The sequence below is a fragment of the Microcoleus sp. Pol7_A1 genome (assembly GCF_036701085.1).
GTDB classification, from domain to species: Bacteria; Cyanobacteriota; Cyanobacteriia; order Cyanobacteriales; family Microcoleaceae; genus Microcoleus; species Microcoleus asticus.
This window is the reverse complement of the sequence record NZ_JAUBQD010000003.1, coordinates 102,078-123,541: the sequence shown is the minus strand read 5'-3', so window position 1 is coordinate 123,541 and position 21,464 is coordinate 102,078. Positions and strand designations below refer to the sequence as shown.

At 45.5% G+C, this 21,464-nt stretch carries 21 protein-coding genes, 1 tRNA gene and 1 pseudogene; 14 read left to right on the top strand and 9 right to left on the bottom strand.

All coding sequences use genetic code 11. From position 1 onward, the window contains the following. The first annotated feature begins 181 nt into the window (after positions 1-181). Complete coding sequence (locus tag QUA20_RS03395) at positions 182-1,105, top strand: class I SAM-dependent methyltransferase (RefSeq protein ID WP_333185408.1); 924 nt, start codon at positions 182-184, stop codon at positions 1,103-1,105. Positions 1,106-1,153: 48 nt separating this feature from the next. On the opposite strand, the gene QUA20_RS03390 is transcribed toward QUA20_RS03395, so the two are convergent. The 5 genes and pseudogenes from QUA20_RS03390 to QUA20_RS03370 all read right to left on the bottom strand — a co-directional run bounded on the left by QUA20_RS03390 (position 1,154) and on the right by QUA20_RS03370 (position 6,091). Then, the gene (locus tag QUA20_RS03390; protein ID WP_333185406.1) at positions 1,154-2,320 is read right to left on the bottom strand and encodes a ribbon-helix-helix protein, CopG family; all 1,167 of its coding nucleotides are present in this window, start codon (positions 2,318-2,320) and stop codon (positions 1,154-1,156) included. A gap of 60 nt (positions 2,321-2,380) precedes the next feature. Next, positions 2,381-3,175, bottom strand: a pseudogene (locus tag QUA20_RS03385) (phycoerythrobilin:ferredoxin oxidoreductase). A gap of 485 nt (positions 3,176-3,660) precedes the next feature. Continuing rightward, on the bottom strand, positions 3,661-4,095 hold the full coding sequence (locus tag QUA20_RS03380) for a hypothetical protein (protein WP_333185404.1): 435 nt from the start codon (positions 4,093-4,095) through the stop codon (positions 3,661-3,663). A gap of 141 nt (positions 4,096-4,236) precedes the next feature. Further along, positions 4,237-4,893, bottom strand: a complete 657-nt coding sequence (locus tag QUA20_RS03375; protein WP_333185402.1) for a HEAT repeat domain-containing protein — start codon at positions 4,891-4,893, stop codon at positions 4,237-4,239. A 295-nt stretch (positions 4,894-5,188) separates the two neighbouring features. Further along, positions 5,189-6,091: a phosphodiester glycosidase family protein gene (locus tag QUA20_RS03370; RefSeq protein ID WP_333185400.1), complete on the bottom strand. Its 903-nt coding sequence runs from the start codon at positions 6,089-6,091 to the stop codon at positions 5,189-5,191. A gap of 71 nt (positions 6,092-6,162) precedes the next feature. Between QUA20_RS03370 and QUA20_RS03365 the strand changes: the two genes are divergently transcribed. The 4 genes from QUA20_RS03365 (at position 6,163) to QUA20_RS03350 (ending at position 8,399) form a co-directional block, all read left to right on the top strand. Then, positions 6,163-6,972: a pentapeptide repeat-containing protein gene (locus QUA20_RS03365; RefSeq protein ID WP_333185398.1), complete on the top strand. Its 810-nt coding sequence runs from the start codon at positions 6,163-6,165 to the stop codon at positions 6,970-6,972. A 79-nt stretch (positions 6,973-7,051) separates the two neighbouring features. Next, positions 7,052-7,498: a HEAT repeat domain-containing protein gene (locus QUA20_RS03360; protein WP_333185396.1), complete on the top strand. Its 447-nt coding sequence runs from the start codon at positions 7,052-7,054 to the stop codon at positions 7,496-7,498. Between the two features lie 219 nt (positions 7,499-7,717). After that, positions 7,718-8,017 carry a type II toxin-antitoxin system HigB family toxin gene (locus QUA20_RS03355; protein ID WP_333185394.1) on the top strand — a complete coding sequence of 100 codons (300 nt, stop codon included), beginning with the start codon at positions 7,718-7,720 and terminating at the stop codon, positions 8,015-8,017. Then, positions 8,001-8,399: a transcriptional regulator gene (locus tag QUA20_RS03350; protein ID WP_333185392.1), complete on the top strand. Its 399-nt coding sequence runs from the start codon at positions 8,001-8,003 to the stop codon at positions 8,397-8,399. The genes QUA20_RS03355 and QUA20_RS03350 overlap by 17 nt, the downstream gene beginning before the upstream one ends. A gap of 246 nt (positions 8,400-8,645) precedes the next feature. On the opposite strand, the gene QUA20_RS03345 is transcribed toward QUA20_RS03350, so the two are convergent. Continuing rightward, positions 8,646-8,730 (bottom strand) — tRNA-Ser (locus QUA20_RS03345). Positions 8,731-8,943: 213 nt separating this feature from the next. On the opposite strand from QUA20_RS03345, the gene QUA20_RS03340 reads away from it, so the two are divergent. The 9 genes from QUA20_RS03340 to moeB all read left to right on the top strand — a co-directional run bounded on the left by QUA20_RS03340 (position 8,944) and on the right by moeB (position 16,032). Then, positions 8,944-9,312, top strand: a complete 369-nt coding sequence (locus QUA20_RS03340) for a 2Fe-2S iron-sulfur cluster-binding protein (RefSeq protein ID WP_333185390.1) — start codon at positions 8,944-8,946, stop codon at positions 9,310-9,312. 34 nt (positions 9,313-9,346) lie between these two features. Beyond that, positions 9,347-9,862 carry a thermonuclease family protein gene (locus tag QUA20_RS03335; RefSeq protein WP_333185388.1) on the top strand — a complete coding sequence of 172 codons (516 nt, stop codon included), beginning with the start codon at positions 9,347-9,349 and terminating at the stop codon, positions 9,860-9,862. Between the two features lie 291 nt (positions 9,863-10,153). Next, the gene (locus QUA20_RS03330) at positions 10,154-10,969 is read left to right on the top strand and encodes an inositol monophosphatase family protein (RefSeq protein ID WP_333185386.1); all 816 of its coding nucleotides are present in this window, start codon (positions 10,154-10,156) and stop codon (positions 10,967-10,969) included. Positions 10,970-11,070: 101 nt separating this feature from the next. Continuing rightward, complete coding sequence (locus QUA20_RS03325) at positions 11,071-12,003, top strand: tetratricopeptide repeat protein (protein WP_333185384.1); 933 nt, start codon at positions 11,071-11,073, stop codon at positions 12,001-12,003. 53 nt (positions 12,004-12,056) lie between these two features. After that, positions 12,057-12,233 (top strand): hypothetical protein, encoded by a 177-nt coding sequence (locus QUA20_RS03320; RefSeq protein ID WP_333185382.1) that lies wholly within the window; start codon positions 12,057-12,059, stop codon positions 12,231-12,233. A 227-nt stretch (positions 12,234-12,460) separates the two neighbouring features. Then, complete coding sequence (locus QUA20_RS03315; RefSeq protein WP_333185380.1) at positions 12,461-13,696, top strand: ATP phosphoribosyltransferase regulatory subunit; 1,236 nt, start codon at positions 12,461-12,463, stop codon at positions 13,694-13,696. A 74-nt stretch (positions 13,697-13,770) separates the two neighbouring features. Continuing rightward, positions 13,771-13,998, top strand: a complete 228-nt coding sequence (locus QUA20_RS03310) for a ferredoxin family protein (protein ID WP_333185378.1) — start codon at positions 13,771-13,773, stop codon at positions 13,996-13,998. A 302-nt stretch (positions 13,999-14,300) separates the two neighbouring features. Further along, on the top strand, positions 14,301-14,780 hold the full coding sequence (locus tag QUA20_RS03305; protein WP_333185377.1) for a M67 family metallopeptidase: 480 nt from the start codon (positions 14,301-14,303) through the stop codon (positions 14,778-14,780). A gap of 79 nt (positions 14,781-14,859) precedes the next feature. Continuing rightward, entirely contained in the window at positions 14,860-16,032 is a 1,173-nt protein-coding gene (moeB, locus tag QUA20_RS03300; RefSeq protein ID WP_333185375.1) for a molybdopterin-synthase adenylyltransferase MoeB, read from the top strand. Between the two features lie 47 nt (positions 16,033-16,079). On the opposite strand, the gene QUA20_RS03295 is transcribed toward moeB, so the two are convergent. From QUA20_RS03295 to QUA20_RS03285, 3 genes are all read right to left on the bottom strand, one after another. Then, positions 16,080-17,630: a hypothetical protein gene (locus QUA20_RS03295; RefSeq protein ID WP_333185373.1), complete on the bottom strand. Its 1,551-nt coding sequence runs from the start codon at positions 17,628-17,630 to the stop codon at positions 16,080-16,082. A 13-nt stretch (positions 17,631-17,643) separates the two neighbouring features. Further along, positions 17,644-17,982: a hypothetical protein gene (locus tag QUA20_RS03290; protein ID WP_333185371.1), complete on the bottom strand. Its 339-nt coding sequence runs from the start codon at positions 17,980-17,982 to the stop codon at positions 17,644-17,646. A gap of 252 nt (positions 17,983-18,234) precedes the next feature. Continuing rightward, positions 18,235-21,464, bottom strand: a 3,230-nt coding sequence (locus QUA20_RS03285; protein WP_333185369.1) for a CHAT domain-containing tetratricopeptide repeat protein, incomplete at its 5' end; no start/stop codon positions are given.

Sequence of the window (21,464 nt, the reverse complement as noted above, 5' to 3'; positions counted from 1 at the left end):
CATCTCGCGAGATCGTAGGAGATGATTAGTTGGAGATGTCTTTTGTACTTTTCACCTGCTATACTGAGCCGATCGCACATCACTTGCATGGCTTTTGAGAGCAAGCCCTTCCTTAGAATAGATACTTTTGCAAAATCAGGTGTAGTTCAGCTTAATTAATTTTAAAATAAGGTTGAATCTAATGAGTTTGAATACTTGTGAAATTTGCGGCAATTCGCAAGATAACACCATTTATAAAATCGAACCCATTCAAGAATTTCCGGGTTTAAATAACAACCCATTTGAGTATATTGAATGCAGTGAATGCGGTTGCTTGCAAATAGTGAACGTTCCCCAAGACTTGTCACAATATTATTCATTTAACTATTACTCTTTACAAAGCCCTAACGTTAAAGAAACCAAGGGCTTGTTTAGATTTATGAAGCGTAAAAGAGCAGAAAATTACCTGGGTAACAAAAACTTGTTGGGAGAACTTTTATCAAAGATATACGGACTTCCTTATTATTTTGACTGGCTGATCGAGGTCAATGTGACATTGGAATCGAAAATATTAGATGTTGGTTGCGGTACGGGGGATCTTTTGCTGCGTCTAGCTGAAGAAGGTTTTTTTAACCTTACAGGACTCGATCCTTTGATTGAAGGTGATATTTTATATAAAAATGGTGTCAAGATTCTTAAAAAAGAAATAGCGGAACTAGAAGATCGGTTTGATTTGATTATGCTGCATCATTCTTTTGAGCATATACCCCAACCGAAGGAAGTTCTAAAAAATATATGGCGACTGCTAAAACACGATCGGTATGCTTTGATTAGAATTCCTGTTACCTCAACTTATGCGTGGCGAGAATATGGTGTCAAATGGGGTCAAATTGAGCCTCCGATTCACTTGTTTTTACACACTCCGAAAAGTATGAAATTACTAGCAAATGAGGTGGGATTTCAAATAAAAGATATTGTGTTTGACTCGTGGGAGTTACAATTTCTCTGCGGTAGAGAGTTTTCTGATTTTTCCGATCTTGAGCTTAAAGAATTTAAACTAAAAGCTGAGGAATTAAATAAAAATAATGACGGCGATCAGGCTGCTTTTTATTTGTACAAACCATGAAATAATCGATCGCGCTCGCGCGCGATCGATTTCTCTGCTGATTTAGAATCAGGGACGCCGCCACTTGTTGAGATAAGCTTCGCCAATCCCAGCCACAGCCTGCATTTGACCTAGCTGTTCCCGTAAAGCTTTGATGGTTTTTAGCTGTTCTTGAGACTGTTGCTGCAAAGCGTCGTAATTTCGCTGTATGGCCGCACTCTGGCTCAATTGATTTTCTAGAGATTGCAACTTGGTTAGTTGAACTTGGAATTCTCCGATCGCACTTGACTTTTCGGCTAACTGGTGCTGCAAAGATTCGTAACTCGACTGGGACACGGTTTGCTGCAATTGCTGTCCCAAAGTTTGCTTTTCGGTAGCTAATTGCTGCTGCAAGGATTCCAGAGAACTTTCTCTTTCGGCGACTTGCTGCTGCAAAGATTCCAAAGCACTCGATTTTTCTGCTAGCTGTTGCTGAAACTCGTGTTCCCGGTGTTCTCTTTCGGCGACTTGCTGCTGCAAAGATTCCAGAGCACTGGATTTTTCTGCTAGCTGTTGCTGAAGCTCGTGTTCCCGGTGTTCTTTTTCGGCGACTTGCTGCTGTAAAGAAGCGATCGAACTTTCGCGTTCAGTCAACTGTTGCTGTAAACTTTCGTAACTTGAATTAGGTACATTTTCCTGCAATTGGCTTTCGAGATTTTGCTTTTCGGCGACTTGCTGCTGCAAAGAAGCGATCGAACTTTCGCGTTCAGTCAACTGTTGCTGTAAACTTTCGTAACTTGACTTCGGTACAGTTTCCTGCAATTGGCTTTCTAGATTTTGTTTTTCGGTGGCCAATTGCTGCTGCAAAGAAGCGATCGAACTTTCGCGTTCAGTCAACTGCTGCTGTAAACTTTCGTAACTTTCTTGCAGTGGATTTGGCTTTACACTCACCGAGTCCGATAGAGTTTCTGCCGTTACAGCGTCATTAAATTCGCTTTCTTCGGCTGTTTCCCCTTGCAAGTGGGCCGCCTCTACCTCCGTTTCTTCACCTTTTTTCCAAGTGACAGTAACTTCCGTCTTGTCCTTAGAAATATCCAGAGCGCCTTGTGCCAAGCGTTCTAGGAGTTCCGACCTTGATATTCCGAGCTTTCGAGCGATCGTGTTTAATCGATCGGCACTAGAAGAAGTCAGCGAAAGTCCGACTTTGACTTTACTTTCTGAATTGGAACTAACTACATTGCGATTTTTTTTGACCATTGGCATTTTCCTCATGCCAACCTACACTTATTAGTGTAGTGGCTGAAGCTTGTATTAAAATTAATTCTTGTTACTTACCAATTGTGCCAGCTTCCGTTCCCAATTGAACAAAAATCCGTGAATATACTCTTCAGTCCATTCCTCGCCGTAGAACCGCTTAAACATTCCCTGGCCCGGGCTTTTTTCGGCACGATACCGCAGGCAGCATTGTTGAGCTTGTTAGATATTATCTAAGTTTGCGCCCGATGTCACCAGTTCGGCGCGATCGACCAAATCGAAATCAGCGGCTAGATAGTCTTTGAACGCTGCAAAAACGCGAGTTTCCACAACTTCCGTTTCGTTGGGGCGAGCCCACAGAAACGCCGACGAGAAAAACTGCTTAGCTTCCTCTGGAAAGTCGCCACCCCAGGGAAGGTGCGGTTGATGAGTTTGAAAAATTTGTTCGATCGGTCCAGTATACTTAGCCTGGTAGTCAGCGTCGCCGCCAAACAGAGGCTGCATATCCAGAGCAATTAAATGACCACCCGGCAGCGTCACCAAATCCGCGCCAAAAAACGGCAAATCAAAGTTAAGATGCCGGAAGATCGCAAAACTGAGAAGTTGCAAGCTGCTGTCGCCTTGAAGGTGAGCCGCGCGAAGTTGCCGCAGTTTCGGGGATGCAAAAGCGTAACAGGTAGTTACGATCTGCTGAGTTGGTTTTTTCCTTTTGGCGACTGTAGCTTCCTTGAGTTTAAACCCTTCTAGAATCGGGTAATACTGTAAGTCTAACCGATTTTTAATCTGAGCGATCGTCGCATAGAAAAAAGGCTTATCAAGAGTGATATCGATTTTATATTTGAGATTTAACCTCCTCAATCCACAGGTTGATAGTAAAAAATAAAGTTTTTTTCCTGTTTATTTTAGATTTTAGATGGGAAATTTTACCTACTAAATCGAGATGTTTGTAGCCAGGACTAAAGTTTTTACGGCAAACTTGTTTTTTTGAAAAATATATGTAAACTTAGCGGTGATCGCGAACTCGCGGTTACAGCTAAAGGCACAGCATCTTCAAACAAAAAAAATTTTTAAAATTTATCAGCCAATTCGTGACCGAAATAACTGCTAAACAATCCCGAAGCCGCGTCTCTGTCTGCACTGTACTGGCTGCAATTTTTTGTACTTTTAACGATGCGCTGGATATTTTCTGGGTAGTCAGCGGTTGTGCTGCTCGCAGCCTTTTCTAGTACAAATTGATAGTGTTTATAAGCTGTATATACCCGGTTTTATCCAGTTTGAGCATCAGTTTTAGCGAAGCACAGCAAGTATCTATAAAAATAGTGATTGACCTCATAAAAATTGATTTATAAATTTTGGCTCAAATCGTGGTACTTATCGCGGAGCGATTCTAGATGTTGAATGTATTTTGCTATATAAGCCTCATCTCTAAATAGTGGCTGAAAGTCGAGAAAAACCCAAATTTTCTTCTTGCCGAAATACAAGAGGTCAATTCCCAACAGCGGCAAATCGTAATTGTGACTCGGATAAATCACGCAATTAAAAACTTGAGCAGATGCACCCGCATCGATGTAAGTGTAGCGGCTTTTCGCAATTGCGGGCATTCGTAACACCAACTGCGGATAGTATATGGGGTTTTCCCGCGCTCGCTGTGACTTCCAACCCGGAGGGAATGGGCGACTTTGCAAATCAAAGCTGTGAAATACCTCTTGGCTAGGTATTGCCGAAAAGGCTGGTACATGGCAAATTAATTCAGATGCCAAAACTCTTGCGATCGTCAAGGATGCCGATCGCGCTTGTCTCGTTTATTAGAAACAAAGTAACAATCCGTAATATTGTGAGGGCGATCGGGCTAATCTAGGAGCGGGTTTAAGAGTTTAAGGGCAGCTACCAATGTCTGCTTGAGGTTGTAAGCCACTGTTTTACAGCGAAGCTTCCAAAGTCGCACCTGCAACCCGATGATCTCGATCTTTTGCCAAATAGCTCACAGCAGCGCGAGCTTGAGGATTGTCAAATTTGCTCAGCGCGCGAGCAACTCGCAGCCGAATTCCCCAGTAATCCGAGCTTACTAGAGGTAATAATTGCTGCAATGCCTCTTCTTGCTTCACAGTATTTGCCAGCAGACCAAATCCGTCAATTGCAGCTTCCTGAACTGCTAAATCTTCGCCGCCAAGACCGATCGCACAAATTTCAAATACTGCATCAGGACACTGCATTTCGTACAGCGGAGCCATAATGCTGCGGCGGACTAGCCAATTGTCATCGCGGCGAAAAGCTTCGACTAAATGAGAAATTGCCTCGGTTCCGAACCTTGACAAAGAGTTAGCGGCTTCGGCGCGCACGTTCGGATCGCGATCGAACTGCATCATTTTTAACAGTGCCGCAAAAGCTTCCGCAGTTTGAATCTGCCGCAATCCCATCGCCACGAACGATCGCACCATAAACTCGCGATCGTCCACTTTGCTCAGCAACATCGGTAGCGCCACCGCAGAATCGCACTTTCTCAGAGCCGTTACCCCCCGCAGCCTGTCTTGAGAATCCGAACTTTGCAGCGCTGCTTGGATTTCGCTAATTTCCATAAGCCAATTATAAATTTTTGTTACGTTTCTTTACGATTTTAGCAATTATTCCCGGATTTTGGGCAGATTTAAAAAAAAATCACTGTTGAATAAGAAGTTTTGTGGGTATTTAAGCGAAGTTTTGTATTAGTAATGAAGGCAATCAGTACCCTATTTATTTGAGTATGCGGAGGCATAATTTATTTTTTTAAATAGGTTTTTACAGCAGATTTTTTACAAGCAGCGGCTTGGGCGCCGTGCACAATATAATCATTTTTAACCCCTATTTTTGGAGGTAAAAGCGCAATTGAAAACCCTAATTTTCGCGCGCATAAAACCCCAAATGATTGGAAATTGGACGTTCCTGCATGGGAATTTTATTCTGAATCGGAGCATTCAACAGTTTCGCTCCTGACGGCGATGCTACTGCAAAACTTACGGACCCGCCGCCATCTAAATTTAGCACTGTCTCGGCTTTCAACTGCATCGAAATATCAGTTATTTCGCTCAATTTCAGCCCTTCACTGTAAAGCCTCTGCTTGCCGTCTACCAGAATTAACCACAACTTGTCGCCTGTTTTGTCGATCGCCGCCACTGCACGGGGATAGGGTTTATCCTGTTTGCGTTCTTCCTGACTTTGTGCTACGGGTTTGCCATTTTTCACCAGCAAAGTATCTCCCGCAACTGCATAGGCTGTCCCCGCAGGACAAGTGCCGTTTTCGATTATTTGAACACGGTTTTTGGCATCAAAACAAAGGGCGGGAAAGCCAGGATTTGGTTGAGAATAAGCTTGGCTTTTGGCAATGGCGTGTCCGACATTATTTACTCGATCGCCACTGCGGGGATAGTAATCCCAAGGTGCTTCCTCGATGCAGGGATAAAAAAAATTGCCGTTGACTGCTAATTGCAATTTAAATTCTTTCAGGAATTGAGTAGTCGTGCGGGCATTGGTTTCTGTTAAATCGGGTGTTGGGTTTCCGGGAGTGACAAAAATTCCTATTCCCGGCGCTTTTAGGTCGATGCTAAGAATGTGAATTAGGGTGGGACGCGGATTAGTCCGAAATTCCCTGCGGTAGCCTATTCCTTGAAAGAGCGATCGGGCTTCGTTTGTTTGTTGCGGACGCAAAAAGTAGGGAATGTTGTAGATTAGTATTGGTGCGAGCAATATTCCGATACCGAGAATATGCCAAATTTGTTTGATCGTGGGTCGATAAGTCATACCATTTTAGATTTTAGATAGGGGACGGGAACGCTGACATATTTATATATTTTCAAGCATCCTATACTAATGTGAACAATTATAATTTTAATAATTTTAGCAATCAAATTTTACGAAATCGATCGTTCCAAGGACAAGTTCTTAACGGTGCTGATTTCAGCGGTGCGGATGTTCGAGGCTGCAATTTTAGAAATGCTCAGTTAGCGGGTGCGAATTTTATCGGTGCGAAAATCGGGCTTTCTCGGCGACAGATAGCTGTTTTGAGTGCTGGGGCGATCGCGATTTGTTTGGTTGTGGGCGATGTTCTGACTCGACTGATTTTGGGAACTCAAGGACAAGTACCGGGCTCTCGCAGTTGGCCTTTTGTTCTGTTGCTGTACGGGGTTTTTAGCGCTGCTGGTTTCGCTGCGGCGATCGCCAGCAAACAGCCAAAAACCTCAAAAGCGGGTAGATTGGCACGAACAATTTCTGCTATTCTATCAGGAGCTTTGTTGGGATTTTTCTATGCTGGCACTGCAACTAATAATAATTCCCAGGCTGCTATTGCTGGAATGGCGATCGGCGGGGTGTTAATGTTTTTTGTGAGTTCCCGGATTCGTAGCCAATTTGCACAGGTGGCGATCGCATCGGCTGGAAGTGTGGCGACTTACGCAGCGGCTTTTTTGTTCAGTGCAACGGCGAGCGCTTTTCTGAGCACTCACAAACTGTTTTGGGGTATGTGTTTCGGTTTGCTGTCGCTGCTTTATCTTTGGTTTGCGTTTGTGTCTTTCTCGGCTATTGTTCGAGAGATTGGAAATGCTGAGGGTACTTCGTTCAGAGGGGCAAATCTCGCTGATGCTAAGTTCGATATAAATTACCTCTATCTAAAATCTAAAATTTAAAATCTAAAATTACCCTACTGATATTCAAACAGCAATTGAGCCAGAAAGCGACGCTTTGCTGCAAACGGTGAGGGAGCAAATGGCCCTCGCAACTTTCAATCCCAACGACAGCGAACTGCTCAAAAAGATGGTCGAATATATGGGAGATTCGCAGGGAATGGTGAGGCTGAGTTTAGCCGAAACTCTCGGCTCAATTGGCAAACCTGCAACTTTTTTTTTGCTGGAAGCTCTAGCACATCACCGCAACCCTGTCGTGCGTACAGTCTCTGCTAAAACGCTGACTCTGATTTGCGATGCGATCGCCCGAACCACGCTGCTAGAAGCTTTTTTACACGATGAGGATCGAGTCGGGGGAGGAAGAGTGCGATTAAAGACAAAGCCTGCGGTTTCCAACCGGGTCTACACAGACAAAACCCACTTGGAGTGCGTTAAAGAATTTTTACTCGATCGGGCCTTGACATTATCCTCTCAAAATGAGAGAATAAGCAAAACTTCGCTAAAGAATTTTTACTCGATCGGCTCTTGACATTATCCTCTCATTTTGGGCGTTGCTAATTCACGGTATGAAGAATCAACTTTTCGCTTGATGTTACAAAAGTCACCATACTTGGCTTATAGCAATTGGGAAATATTGAATTCATACCTGTATTCAGCAACGCCTCATTTTGAAAGGATAAGCAAAACTTCGCTGCAAAATTACAGAGGCAACCTATGCAAAACTCCAAAATACAAAAACCAACAACTCATGAATCTAATATCGATCCGCAACCTCCGTAAAGAGGCTGCCCAGTACCCCGATGTCAAAAATCAAATTGATAGCTGGAACGCAACTGTAAAGCAAGCAGAATGGCAGAATTTGGAGGATGTTCGCAAGATTTACCGGGATGCCGAAGCAGTAGGAAACTTCACAGTCTTTAATATCAAAGGCAACGAATATCGCCTGATTGTCGGCATCAACTACGAGGAGCAAACTATTTTCTATAAATATTTCCTAACCCACGCTGAATACGACAAAGACAAATGGAAAAATGATCCTTACTTTTGACCGAGCAACTTATAGCAACTTGCTTGCAGAAATTGCTCCTAGGGCGATCGAAACCGAAGAGGAATACGATCGCCTCCTGGCTGTGGCAGAACGGCTAACGTTCGCTAAAAACCTCACTCCAGAGGAGAGAGCTTTATACAAGTTGTTAGTCACGCTGATTGAAGTTTATGAGACGGAAAATTATCCGATCGACAAATCCGAGCCTCATGAGATTTTGCAACACATCATGGAATCCAGCGGCACCCGTCAAGCGGACTTGGTAGGTATCATTGGATCGAGCGGCGTGGTGTCTGAGGTTGTGAATGGGAAAAGAGCGATTAGCAAGGCACAAGCTAAGGCACTAGGCGATTATTTTAAAATTTCACCTAGCTTGTTTATTTAATTTGGAAATTGGGCATTGGGAATAGGGCACGGGTTATTGGTGATTAGAAAAACTACTAACCAGTAACCACTAACTATTACCCATGCCCGATGCCCGATGCCCATGCCAGAGGCATCTGACCCTAGAAAAGCGATCGCCCTTGATTTTTCTAAAAGAATTCAAGGGCGATCGCTCTAATCAAAGTATTTATCTCATATCAGAGATTTTTTTTGCAAGCTGTTTTTTTTTCTTGAACAGCTTGTTTAACGGAGAGGGAGGGATTCGAACCCTCGTTAAGTTGCCCTAAACACACTTTCCAGGCGTGCGCCTTCAACCGCTCGGCCACCTCTCCAGGGCTAAATTAATTCATTTAGCCACAGCTAAACTATCTTAGCAGAACAAATCTGATTTGGGAAGGGGTAACGGCATAAATTTGCTGTTTAATGTGGGTAGGGTGTCAAACGGGCAGGCCGGATTCTCCTCCCTGTGTCGCAAACCCTTTCATCTAAAGGATTTTGCCCCGCAAACCCCAATCTAAAATCTAAAATCTAAAATCTAAAATTCCATGACTGACTCTTACACAATTAAAATTCATAACAGACAGACAGGCGATCGCCACACCGTGCGAGTACCCGAAGACCGCTACATCCTCCAAAGCGCCGAAAACCAAGGAGTAGAATTGCCATTTTCCTGCCGCAACGGCGCTTGTACAGCCTGTGCGGTGCGCGTCAAGTCGGGGGAACTGCACCAGCCAGAAGCAATGGGGCTTTCGGTGGAACTGCAAAAAGAAGGTTATGCCCTGCTGTGCGTCAGCTATCCCCGTTCCAACATCGAGGTAGAGACGCAAGACGAAGACGAAGTGTACGAACTGCAATTCGGCCGCTACTTCGGCAAAGGTAAAGTTAAAGCCGGTTTGCCGTTGGATGAAGAATAAGGCAATTTGATAAATTATCAACTACCAATTATCCATGCTTTATCGGTTATTTGCGATCGCCCTTTGTCTGTTGTTAGCTAGCTGCCAAAAGCCAGAAATGCCCCAAGGTACGATCGCCAAAGTAGAAAGGGCCATCAGCGGCCAAACAATCGAAGTTATCAGTACAGCCGACAAAATAGCCTTATTAGAACAAATCAGGCTGATTGGTATTGATGCGCCGGATTTAAAACAGCAGCCTTGGGGAGAAGCAGCCAAACAAAGACTAGAACAGCTAATTGGGGGAAAACAGGTATTGTTAGAATCTGACATCGAACAGAAAGACCAGTTCGATCGCAAACTAGCCTACTTGTGGCAAGATAAAAATTTGCTCAACGAACAGCTAGTCAAAGAAGGTTATGCCCTGGCCTCAGTGCGATCGCCCAACACCAAATATCAGCAGCGACTCATCAACGCTCAAGAATGGGCGAGACTCATGGGTAAAGGCCTGTGGAATCCAGAACGAGCCCTGCGCCAAACTCCCGCAGAATTTCGCCAACAAAATCGGAAATAGTCAGTTGGGCATTGGGCATTGGGCATTGGGCATTGGCCAAACAGGGCATTGGGCATTGGGCATTGGCCAAACAGGGCATTGGGCATTGGTTATTTGTGGGAGTCATTGGTGATTGCTTATTCGTTCATAAGGTTTGTAGTGACGAGTGAAGTTCTCAGCTCTAAAATCTCCGAAAATAATGACTTCAGTCCTTACTACGAACCTGTTTGATTGTGGGAGATTCACAAAACAAGATCTAACAACTAACAACTAACAATTAACAACTAACAACTGACAACTGACAACTAACAAATGACTGACAATCAACTGCAAAACTTCTTAGAAATAGCCACCGAAGCAGCCCTAGCCGCCGGTTCCGTCCTGAAATCTTTCTGCGGAAAATTAGAAAAAATTCAAGAAAAAGGCCGATCGGGCGATTTAGTAACAGAAGCCGATAAAGCCTCAGAAGCCGTCATCTTAGAAATTCTCGGCCGCCACGTACCCGACCACGCCATCCTCGCCGAAGAATCCGGCAAATTAGGAGATGCTAGCAGTAAATACCTGTGGGCGATCGACCCTTTGGACGGTACAACCAATTATGCTCACCAATATCCTTTTTGGGCCGTGTCGATCGGACTGTTAATCGACGGCGTACCACAAATTGGAGTAATTTACGACCCTTTTCATAACGAATTATTTCGGGCAGGCAAGGGATTGGGAGCAACCTGCAACCGGAAGCCCATCCAAGTTTCCCAAATCTCAGAATTGAGAACCAGCTTGCTAGTCACTGGCTTTGCATACGATCGGCGCGAAACAGCAGACAATAATTATGCCGAATTCTGTCACCTCACCCACCTCACCCAAGGCGTGCGGCGCAGCGGTTCGGCATCCCTAGACCTCGCACACCTCGCGATGGGGCGATCGGACGGATACTGGGAACGGGGACTCGCTCCTTGGGACGTAGCCGCCGGTGTAGTCATCGTCTCCGAAGCAGGAGGTAAAATTACAGCTTATGACGGCAGTGCCTTTGAGATGAACTCGGGTCGGATTTTGGCCACAAACGGCAGAATACACCCCGAACTCAGCAGCGCACTCCTAGCAGTTCCTCCCTTATCTTCATGGAAGTAGCGCCCCGCAGCCAAGGATCGGGGGTAGTACGGGGGTCACAACCCCTTGACTCAAGCTACATTAAAGGATAGTGAAAAGCCAGGAAAGGAAGAGTAAAATTTATGTCTTTTGAAATGACAAAAGGGCTGTTCAAGTATGACTTTATCGATCAGCACGCAATTTTGGGAATTCCCTTAGACGCCGAGTTTAACGACATCCGCAAGCGCTACATGAAAATCGCCCGCCGCTTGCATTCGGATACTTGCTCTTTTGAAGACCCAGCCGATAAAAACTGGGCCAACCAATTTTTATCAAAAGTAGTCAATCCGGCTTACAACAAATTCTCTAAGGAAAGCGATCGCAAAGAATACAACCTGCTATTAGCAACCATCAGCAAGCGCCTCGTTAAAGAACAGGCGAAAATGCAAATCGAAAGCGCAGCAGCCAAACAGTTAGCTACGGCTCAAAATTGGGAAGAAGCTTACAAAACAGCAGTTAGCAAACTCGCTCTCAAGCAGTACGAATCAGTTGAGGAAACGCAACAGGCGATCGATCAAATTAGCGAACTCAACATGGTTTACCTGCTGCGAAAAGAGCGCCTTGGCGGTGGTGGGGTTGCAGCCGGTTCACCTGCAAAAGCCACAACCCCAAGTAGCACAGAAAAAACAGCAGCAGCAACCCCAGCCACCGCAACTCCCGCGGCGCCTCCTCCGCCTAAAGTCGAACCCCCAAACACGCTGGCCGACCCCTATTGCCGCCGAGCTCAAGGATTTATGGACAGCAAAAATTACGCTAAAGCAAGTTTGGAGTTGAGGGAAGCCCTGAAACGCGACCCGAAACACAGCCAAGCCCACGCTATGTTAGCAATGTGTTACTTTGAACAAAATCAAGCCACAATGGCGAAACTTGAGATGAACAAAGCTTTGGCATCAAATCCTGAAGAACCGACGGCTTTGGAGGTTAAGAAAAAGCTGGAACAAGCTGCCGCAAAGGCAAAAAAAGGTGACGAAAAACCAGGATTTTTTGCAAGTTTGTTTGGCGGGAAGAAGAAGTGAGCAGTTGTGAATTGTGAGTTTGGAATAGTTAGAAAGTGTTGAATAGCTGAGCAGTGGATCGCTCTGACTCAAAAGAATCCAGAGTTGGCGATCGCACATCGGATCGCCTTCAAAATTATACCGTCAGTGCGATCGTCCCGCGATCGCGGATGCTCCAGAAACAACGGGACGATCGCACTGACGGAGAAAATGATTATTCCGATGCAAACGAAAACGATATGACGCCTTAATTTGTTAAAGTCGAATGTTAAGCTTGCCTTCTTCGACTTTAACACCGTCCCCTAAAGCTAAGCTTCTAAGCCCCATCTAAAATCTAAAATCTAAAATCTAAAATTGATATGACACCTTAATTTGTTAAAGTCGAATGTTAAGCTAGCATCGTTAGACTTTAACACCGTCCATAAAGCTAAGCTTCTAAGCCCCATCTAAAATCTAAAGTCTAAAATCTAAAATTGATATGGTTCACCAACCCCCATCCGGTGCAAGAGATTTATTGCCCCTTGACGTTGCTCAAAAAATTTCGATCGAACGGCGCTTGCAGCAGGTTTTTCACCGCTGGGGCTATCACCGGATTATTACTTCAACTCTAGAAAGGCTGGAGACTTTAATGGCTGGGGGCGCGATCGACCGATCGACTCTGATTCAATTGCAAGACGCCGAGGATGGAGAACTGGGTTTGCGGCCGGAATTGACAGCATCGATCGCCCGCGCGGCTGCAATGCGGATGGCCGGGACTCGCTGGCAGCCTCAGCGCCTCTACTACAACGCTAACGTGTTCCGCAAAGGCCCAGATACTGGCTCAGGCGGGCAACAGGAGTTCTATCAAGCTGGGGTAGAGCTGCTCGGCGCGGGGGGGACGGTTGCGGATGCGGAAGTGCTGCTGCTGCTGTCTGAGTGCTTGCAGAGCTTGGGAATTGATGACTGGCATTTGGTTTTGGGAGAAGCGGGCTTGACTGCAACATTGCTAGAACCGTTTCCGCCAAACGTGCGCCAGAAAGTTCGGGGGGCGATCGCCAATCTCGATCGAATTGCCTTGGAAACTTTGCCGCTGTCAACCGAATTGCGAGAAAGAGCTCTGCTGTTATTTGACTTGCGCGGCCGCCCAGAAGAGGTGTTGCCAATTGTTGCCAAGCTGGATTTAGATTTGCCGCAGCAAGCCGCGTTAAACAATCTCAAATCTGCGATCGAATTGCTGCACCAATGTCAATCAAAAATTCCCAATCAAAAATCCCACATTCACCTCGATTTGAGTTTAATTCAAACATTTGACTACTACACTGGAATTGTGTTTGAAGTTGTCAGCAGCAGCAAGACAGGACAGCGAGTTTTAGGACAAGGAGGACGCTACGACCAACTGTTGGGACTGTTCGACCCGCAAGGGCAAAATTCCCCCGGCATCGGGTTTTGTCTGAATATTGAAGATTTGCACCAAGTTTTGCTGACAGAGGGGCAATTGCCCACGGAGACACCAGCTAGCGAATGGTTGGTTGTGCCTGAAACTCCTGAATCTGGGGCGGCGGCCTTTGATTATGCTCGCAAACTCCGAGAGTCTACTCACCTAGTTCGGGTAGAAATAGATTTGGAGAGTCGGGAGACTGCGGAGGCGACCCGGGAATACGCGCGCGATCGACGAATTGCTCAAATTGCTTGGGTAAATGCCGAAGGATTGCCAACTATTGAAACGGTAAATTAGGGTCTGTTTTAAACGTAATTCCTAATTACCAATTGCTAATTTCTCATCTACAATCCCAAATCCAAAATTGAAATATGGCGCACACTATCGTTACGAATATTTGCGAGGGAGTTGCTGATTGCGTCGGCGCTTGTCCGGTTGCTTGCATTAACCCCGGCCCCGGCAAAAATGTCAAGGGTACTGATTGGTTTTGGATTGATTTTGATACCTGTATTGACTGCGGTATTTGTTTGCAGGTGTGTCCTGTCGAAGGTGCGATCGTTCCAGATGAGCGGCCTGAGTTGCAGCAAACTCCAACTTGATTGCAATTGAGGGCTAGATAGCTACATTAACTCAGGGGTAAGGTGCGCGGCCCGGCGCACCCTACATTCACTTTTTTTCCTAACCGCAGAGGGCACAGAGGGCGCAGAGAGGAAGGGTGAGAAATATTGGAAAAATCTAACGTTTAGATCTGTAAGTGAGGTTATTAATTATGTTACTTTTGTGAGTTCTTTCTCTTCCCTTCTCTTGTCTTCCTTCGTGTCCTTTGCGTCTTCGCGGTTCGTAAAAAAAGCCCGATCGCACTTTACAAAAAAATCTACCAAAAAATCTACAATAAAATCCTATGCAGCCGATCGCACTTTCCGACTCTCACATTTTATCCATGCGCACCCACGCTGAAAGCGCTTATCCTGAAGAATGCTGCGGTTTGTTGCTCGGTCGAGTTACTGCAGGTGTTAAAACTTTAGTAGAAGTTTGGCCGACTGAAAATGCTTGGAGTGCGGAAGCTGAAGAGAATTGGCCGGATCAAAAAGAATTGACAGAAAGACGCAGATATGCTATAAAGCCCGAAGATATGTTGCGGGCGATGAAACACGGGCGCGATCGCACTCTGGATATTATCGGTATATATCATTCTCACACGGATTGTCCCGCAGTGCCCTCAGAGTGCGATCGGACATTGGCCTGGGCCCAATACTCTTACATCATTGTGTCCGTCCGACAAGGCTGTTGGGAAGACCTCCGCAGTTGGAGTCTTGACGGAGAGGGGAACTTTCAAGCAGAGGAAATTCTCGCACAGGAACCGACTGAGATTAAGAAATAATTAGTAAAAATAACAAACTCGTAAAAATGCGAAAGATTTAGATAGGATATAATTCAAAATCTGCGCTACACACAATATCATGCTAAATCCTAATCTGGACGAGATCCAGCTCAACAAACAAGAATACGAACGCTACTCTCGCCACCTCATCCTCCCAGAAGTTGGATTGGAAGGGCAGAAGCGTCTCAAAGCTGCCAGCGTGCTCTGCATCGGTACGGGAGGCCTCGGTTCGCCGTTGCTGCTGTATTTAGCAGCCGCCGGTGTTGGCCGCATTGGGATTGTAGACTTTGATATTGTTGACCATTCCAATTTGCAGCGGCAGGTAATTCACGGCACTTCTTGGGTTGGGAAACCGAAGATTGAGTCGGCTAAAAATCGGATTTTAGAAATTAATCCTTTTTGTCAAGTTGATTTGTACGAAACTCGCGTTAGTTCCGAAAATGCGATCGACATTGCCACTCCTTACGATATCATCATCGACGGTACGGACAACTTCCCGACTCGTTATTTGATGAACGACGTTTGCGTGCTTTTAAACAAGCCCAACGTCTACGGTTCCATCTTCCGATTTGAAGGGCAAGCAACAGTTTTCAACTACGAAGGCGGCCCGAATTACCGCGATTTGTACCCGGAACCCCCGCCACCTGGCATGGTTCCTTCTTGTGCAGAAGGCGGCGTTTTAGGAGTTTTGTGCGGAGTTGTCGGTTCTATCCAAGCAACGGAAGCTATCAAGATTATCTTGGGTCAAGGCACTACTTTGAGCGGTAGACTGTTGCTTTACAATGCCTTAGATATGACGTTCCGGCAATTGAAACTGCGACCTAATCCAGTGCGTCCGGTAATTGAAAAGTTAATCGATTACGAACAATTTTGCGGCATTCCTCAAGCTAAAGCGCAGGAAGCGCAAGAACAACAGCAAATTTCTGAGATGACTGTCGCAGAACTTAAGGAGTTAATCGACAGCGGTGCGAAGGATTTTGTATTGTTAGATGTTCGCAATCCCAACGAGTATCAAATTGCTCAAATTCCTGGGTCGGTTTTGGTTCCTTTGCCGGATATCGAACACGGCGAAGGTGTCGCCAAGGTCAAGGAATTGTTGAACGGCCACCGCTTGATTGCACATTGCAAAATGGGCGGACGTTCTGCGAAGGCTTTGGGGATTTTGAAGGAAGCTGGAATTGAGGGGACTAATGTTAAGGGCGGAATTACTGCTTGGAGTCAAGAAGTAGACTCGTCTGTTCCTCAATATTAAGGCTAATCTTTTTCTGGGGCGGGTGATTTGCCCGCCCGGAACCGGGATTATGGCGGCGGCAACTGCTTATTTCTATTTAGTAGATTCTTGAACTTACCTAGTAGATTCTTGGAATTGGCCAGTAACAAAACCCCACCCCAAACTAGAGCCCCGGCACCGATACTAATCAACAATACGAAGGCAAAAGAATTAATTCCCACCTTCAGTAAAGGCAAAGCAATCATCTGATTCGGCGGGTCTTGTTTAATTAAATAAGGAGAACTGCCAGCCACTACCCCGGCTACTCCCAAACCAAAGCCGACAGCCTGAATCGTGACCTCTAATTTTGCATCCCGATAAGCTTCTTCGATCGCCACAATAGCTCTAATTGCCTCGGTTGCTTGGTCTAGCAAGCCGGAACCGTGTTTGAAATAGCCTAAATCTGCTTGAATCTGCCTTTGAAACTGCGGGCAAGTTTCTTTGCTGAATGTTTCGAGGAAACTTAAATTAATATCACTATCATTGTACTTGTTTCTTGCTTTTAAGTCAACACTTATTTGATTTAATTTATCCTGGTAATTTTGGGCGTTAATGGCGATCGTATTTTGGCGAAACTCCAAATCAATCAGCATTCGGGCATACTTGACAGCCCGAGGCGGCATCTCAATCATCTGAGTTTCCAGATATTTTAATTCTTCCTCCTTTAAACCCGCACCTTTCGATTGCTTCTGCTGAGCTTTATCTCGCTGCAAATACTTAAAAGTCTTGTCAATATCTAGTTCTATTTGCTTGTATTCCTCGCGAGTCACGGCGTAAAGCTTGCGGCTGTCGTGATAAGCGCGAAGAATCTTATTTCGGTACAAAAACAAATCCATAAAATCGCTGTACCGCGTCTCATCCCAGATTTCATCAGTTGTCGGACTGTTGAAAAACCAGATAATAATGTGACAGTAACGATCGGGCTGACTCGGATTACCATACTCCAAAATCGGACTGCCGAATAACTCGCCTTGACGGTAAAAATCCGGCTGGTTTTGACCAGAAATCAACTTTTCCAGACACTGTTTACCTAAAGCTTGGAGAAACTGCGAATCTGCCCGCGCCGCCTGATTTTGTTCGACACTCAGCCAAGCGGTAAGCAGCAGAGTTTGACCGAAATAACTCTGCACGAAATCCGGCAGCAAGCAGTTATCGGGATTAAATTTCTTGAAGATGCTAACATCGACATCAGGTGTTTTAATGCTGTTAACTTTTTCAGGTACAAAAATTTTTAAACCCAGGGCATAGCTGTCATCAATCCGCAGCGGTTGGGCAAAACCTTTGACAGGAATTTGCTGATTCTCAACCGAAATCTCCTTATCAAAGGGTAGAGAATTGCGGTTGCGAACACGTTGTTTATTAATCAGGTTAACTCGGAAGCCGACAGGTTCCTCTTTTTTGTGCAAATAGCTGTCATTAAATTTTGTACTGACTGCTAATTTAGTTTGCAAAATCTCATGGCAGTTATGCCACAAACTGGCTGGTTCCACAGGCGAATTAGACTCTGATTCTAGGGCATCGCAGAGGTGAAAGGCAAATAAATAAACGTTGGGGGCATAGATTTGGCTAGTTGGAGTCATTGCTGGTATCTGATTAATTATTTGCTGCGCTTTCTTGAAGCTTTTTGTAGCTATCTTCAATGCTTTGACGCAGGGTTTGAGTGATATTGGTTAGTGGCGGTGTTGGAGTTGGGGTGGGTTCGCCCGCATCGTCGAAATCTTTTCGCAGCAGACTCTCTCTTAATTGTTCTCCCAATCCATTATTGCCACACCACTTGCTGATAGTGAAAGCAATGGGAAACAATTCCTCATCGGCGGATTCTGCTATTTCTTCCTCTAATTTGGGTAATTTTTTCCAGGCTGTCGGCATGAAGATACTCGGATTTTGGTGCAGCCATTTGAGAAAGATAGCGATCACTTTTTCAGGTTCCATTGTAGTTACTCCCGCGATTAAAAAATATAATTTTGTAGGGGCGGGTTTTACCAACAATAATTGCCTGAAATCGACAATCTCTCCAACCCGCCCCCGCCCAACGAAAAATCATCACCTACATTTTAACATTCGATGCAAATTTCAGGTTGATGTGGGTTATCGGTGGGGTGGGACGGGTTTATCTAGATTGTTGGTCATCGTTATATATTGTTTGTAAAACCGCCCCTACAAAATCATGATGGCACACCTAACTTAATATCCTGTCGCACAGAATGCGGCCCAATATTTCGGATCGCGGAACGGCTGTTCCTCACTCGAACACACTAACCATAATTCCACACTTTGTCTAGATTTTTTATCTAAATTTAACAATCCTACCCAAACTCGAAAATCTTCCATACTCGCCCCGCGCATCCAGTTTTGCGCCGCATTCAAAGCGACTGCTACTGAATCTGCATCCGGCAATTCCTGATAAAATTTAATCATCAAAATTGCCGTGGCAAAATCATCGACAGCCCACAGACTGCTGACAACATTCATGCTACCCGCATACAAAAAACCGCTGGGTAAACCAATGTATTCATCCGTCATTGCGGTTGAGGTGGTTAACCCGGTTTCGCAGGCGGAAAGTGTGACGAGACTGCACTGCGGTAACTGCAATTCGGCAAATATTTCTCGCAGGGTGAGGCATTTTTCTGGGATGGCTTTTCTGCCGCTGCGTAGGGTGACATAGCGCTGTTTTTCATCGGGCTGATTTGACTCTGGGGGCGGGGGTGAGGTTTGCGGTTCCAGGGAATCGGCTAAGACTAGGGATGACAGCAGCGGATAGTCAAAGTTGAATACGCCGTGACAGGAAAAGTGCAGGTAGCTGGTGTTTGAGAGGTTTTCTCGGTTGTCGTTGAGGGCGGTTTTTGTGGCTTGTTTTTTGAGTAAAATTTGGTGCGGATTGAATCGAGTTTTGATGGTTTCTACCTCCATGTCGGCGTTGAATAAGTCTTCGGTGGGATTCTGGAGGGCAAATAGTTGTTGCTGATTTGGTGGGGGGGAGTTTCTGGTGGTGATGCGATTTTTTACGAGTTCCAGCAGTTGCAAGCTGGGGGCGTATTTCACGCCGGCGGGGAAGCTGTCGAGGAGGTAGCCGCAAAAGTTGGTTTTTTCTTTAAATCGGGTTTCTGAGGTGAATTGTAGGGCGTGGAGGGGGAATAGGTGCAGGTAGCGGTGGGGTACTAGGATTAGTTGTTTGCAGTTGGGCGGGATGTGGGCGATTATCTCGTTTAGTCGCAGGATTTCTGAGAGTTTTTCGAGTTTTTGGGATAGGGTTTTTTGCCAGGTTGTGTTGGTGTTTTTGGTGCGGTATTCGTCGAGATAGTTGTTTTTCCAGGTTTCTAATTCGGCTATTTCGGTTGTGGTATATGTGACTGGTTTTATGCTGTCGCGGGTGATGATGAAGGCTGATCCTCCCCAGCTATCCTCGGAGTTGGAGTTATTGCCGATGTACCATTCTATGATTGCTGTTTCGGTGTCTAAGGTTTGTTGGAATTTGGTGATGTCGATGGGTTCGACTTTTTGAGTTAGGGTGAATTCTGGTTCTCGCTGTTTTATTTGTTCCAGCAGTTGTGTTAGTTGCTGTGAAGTTGTTTCTAATTTGGCTTTTTGTTGTTGGAAATATTCGGGACTGAGGCTGCGGGTTTGGGTTGTGGGTTGTGAGGGAGAGTCTTCGGGAACCCCCCCCGGCCCCCCCTTGGTAAGGGGGGGAGAAAGAGGGGGAGGAGATGGGGTTTCTGTTTCTAGGAGTTGTTGGGAGGCGGCGATTTGGCGGCGCAGGTTTTGGAGTTGCTGTTTCTCGGTTTCGGTGGCTGTTTTGGGGTAGATTTCGCTGTTGGTGAAGAGTTCGACTAGGTAGCGGGATTTGCTACGTTCGATTGTTTGCAGGGCTTTGTCATATTGTTGGTGATTGATGCAGGATTGCATCATTTTTTCGTAGACATCGAGATTTTCTTCGATGATTTCTCGTTTACGGTTGTCCGAGGTTATCCACTCGCGGCTTTGTTCGACTGCTTCGATGGCTTTTTTGTAGCCGAATATGGCTGTTTCCCACAAACTTTCTGCAAATCCTAAATTGCCTAGATTTCGCCCTGTTTGCAGAGAGTCAATTGGCAAAGTTGTGGGAGTGCGAACTTCTAAAGCTGCTTCATAAAGTTCGATCGCCTTTTCGAGATTCTCACCCCGTTCTCCTTTGATTCTGCTAGAGTAAGCAACTGCTAAATTATTTTGAGTATCAGCCCATCGTTGCGGGGAAGCAGGGCGGGTACAAACTTCTAAAGCTGCTTCATAAAGTGCGATCGCCCTTTCGAGATTCTCACCCCGTTCTCCTTCGATTCTGTCACTGTAAGCAAGTGCCAAATTATTTTGAGTCATCGCCCAATATTGGGGAAAAGCATCGCGGGTGCGAACTTGTAAAGCTGCTTCATTAAATGCGATCGCCCTTTCGAGATTCTCACCCCGTTTTCCTTTGATTCTGTCACGGTAAGCAATTGCCAAATTATTTTGAGTCAGTGCCCAATCTTGGGGAAAAGCATCGCGGGTGTAAACTTGTAAAGCTGCTTCATAAAATGCGATCGCCCTTTCGAGATTCTCACCCCGTTCTCCTTTGATTCTGTTACGGTAAGCAAGTGCCAAATTATGTTGAGTCATCGCCCAATATTGGGGAAAAGCATCGCGGGTGTAAACTTGTAAAGCTGCTTCATAAAGTGCGATCGCCCTTTCGATATTCTCACCCCGTTTTCCTTTGATTCTGTCACTGTAAGCAAGTGCCAAATTATCTTGAGTCAGTGCCCAATATTGGGGAAAAGCATCGCGGGTGTAAACTTGTAAAGCTGCTTCATAAAATGCGATCGCCCTTTCTATATTCTCACCCCGTTCTCCCTTGATTCTGCTATAGTAAGCAACAGCCAAATTATTTTGAGTCTGTGCCCAATCTTGGGGAAAAGCATCGCGGGTGCGAACTTGTAAAGCTGCTTCATAAAATGCGATCGCCCTTTCGAGATTCTCACCCCGTTTTCCTTTGATTCTGTCACTGTAAGCAATTGCCAAACTATTTTGAGTCTGTGCCCAATCTTGGGGAAAAGCATCGCGGGTGAGAACTTGTAAAGCTGCTTCATTAAATGCGATCGCCCTTTCGAGATTCTCACCCCGTTTTCCTTGGATTCTGTCACTGTAAGCAATTGCCAAATTATTTTGAGTCATCGCCCATTGTTGGGGAAAAGTATCGCGGGTGAGAACTTGTAAAGCTGCTTGATAAAATGCGATCGCCTTTTCGATATTCTCACCCCGTTCTCCTTTGATTCTGTTACTGTAAGCACTTGCCAAATTATTTTGAGTCATCGCCCATTGTTGGGGAAAAGCATCGCGGGTGAGAACTTGTAAAGCTGCTTGATAAAATGCGATCGCCTTTTCGATATTCTCACCCCGTTCTCCTTTGA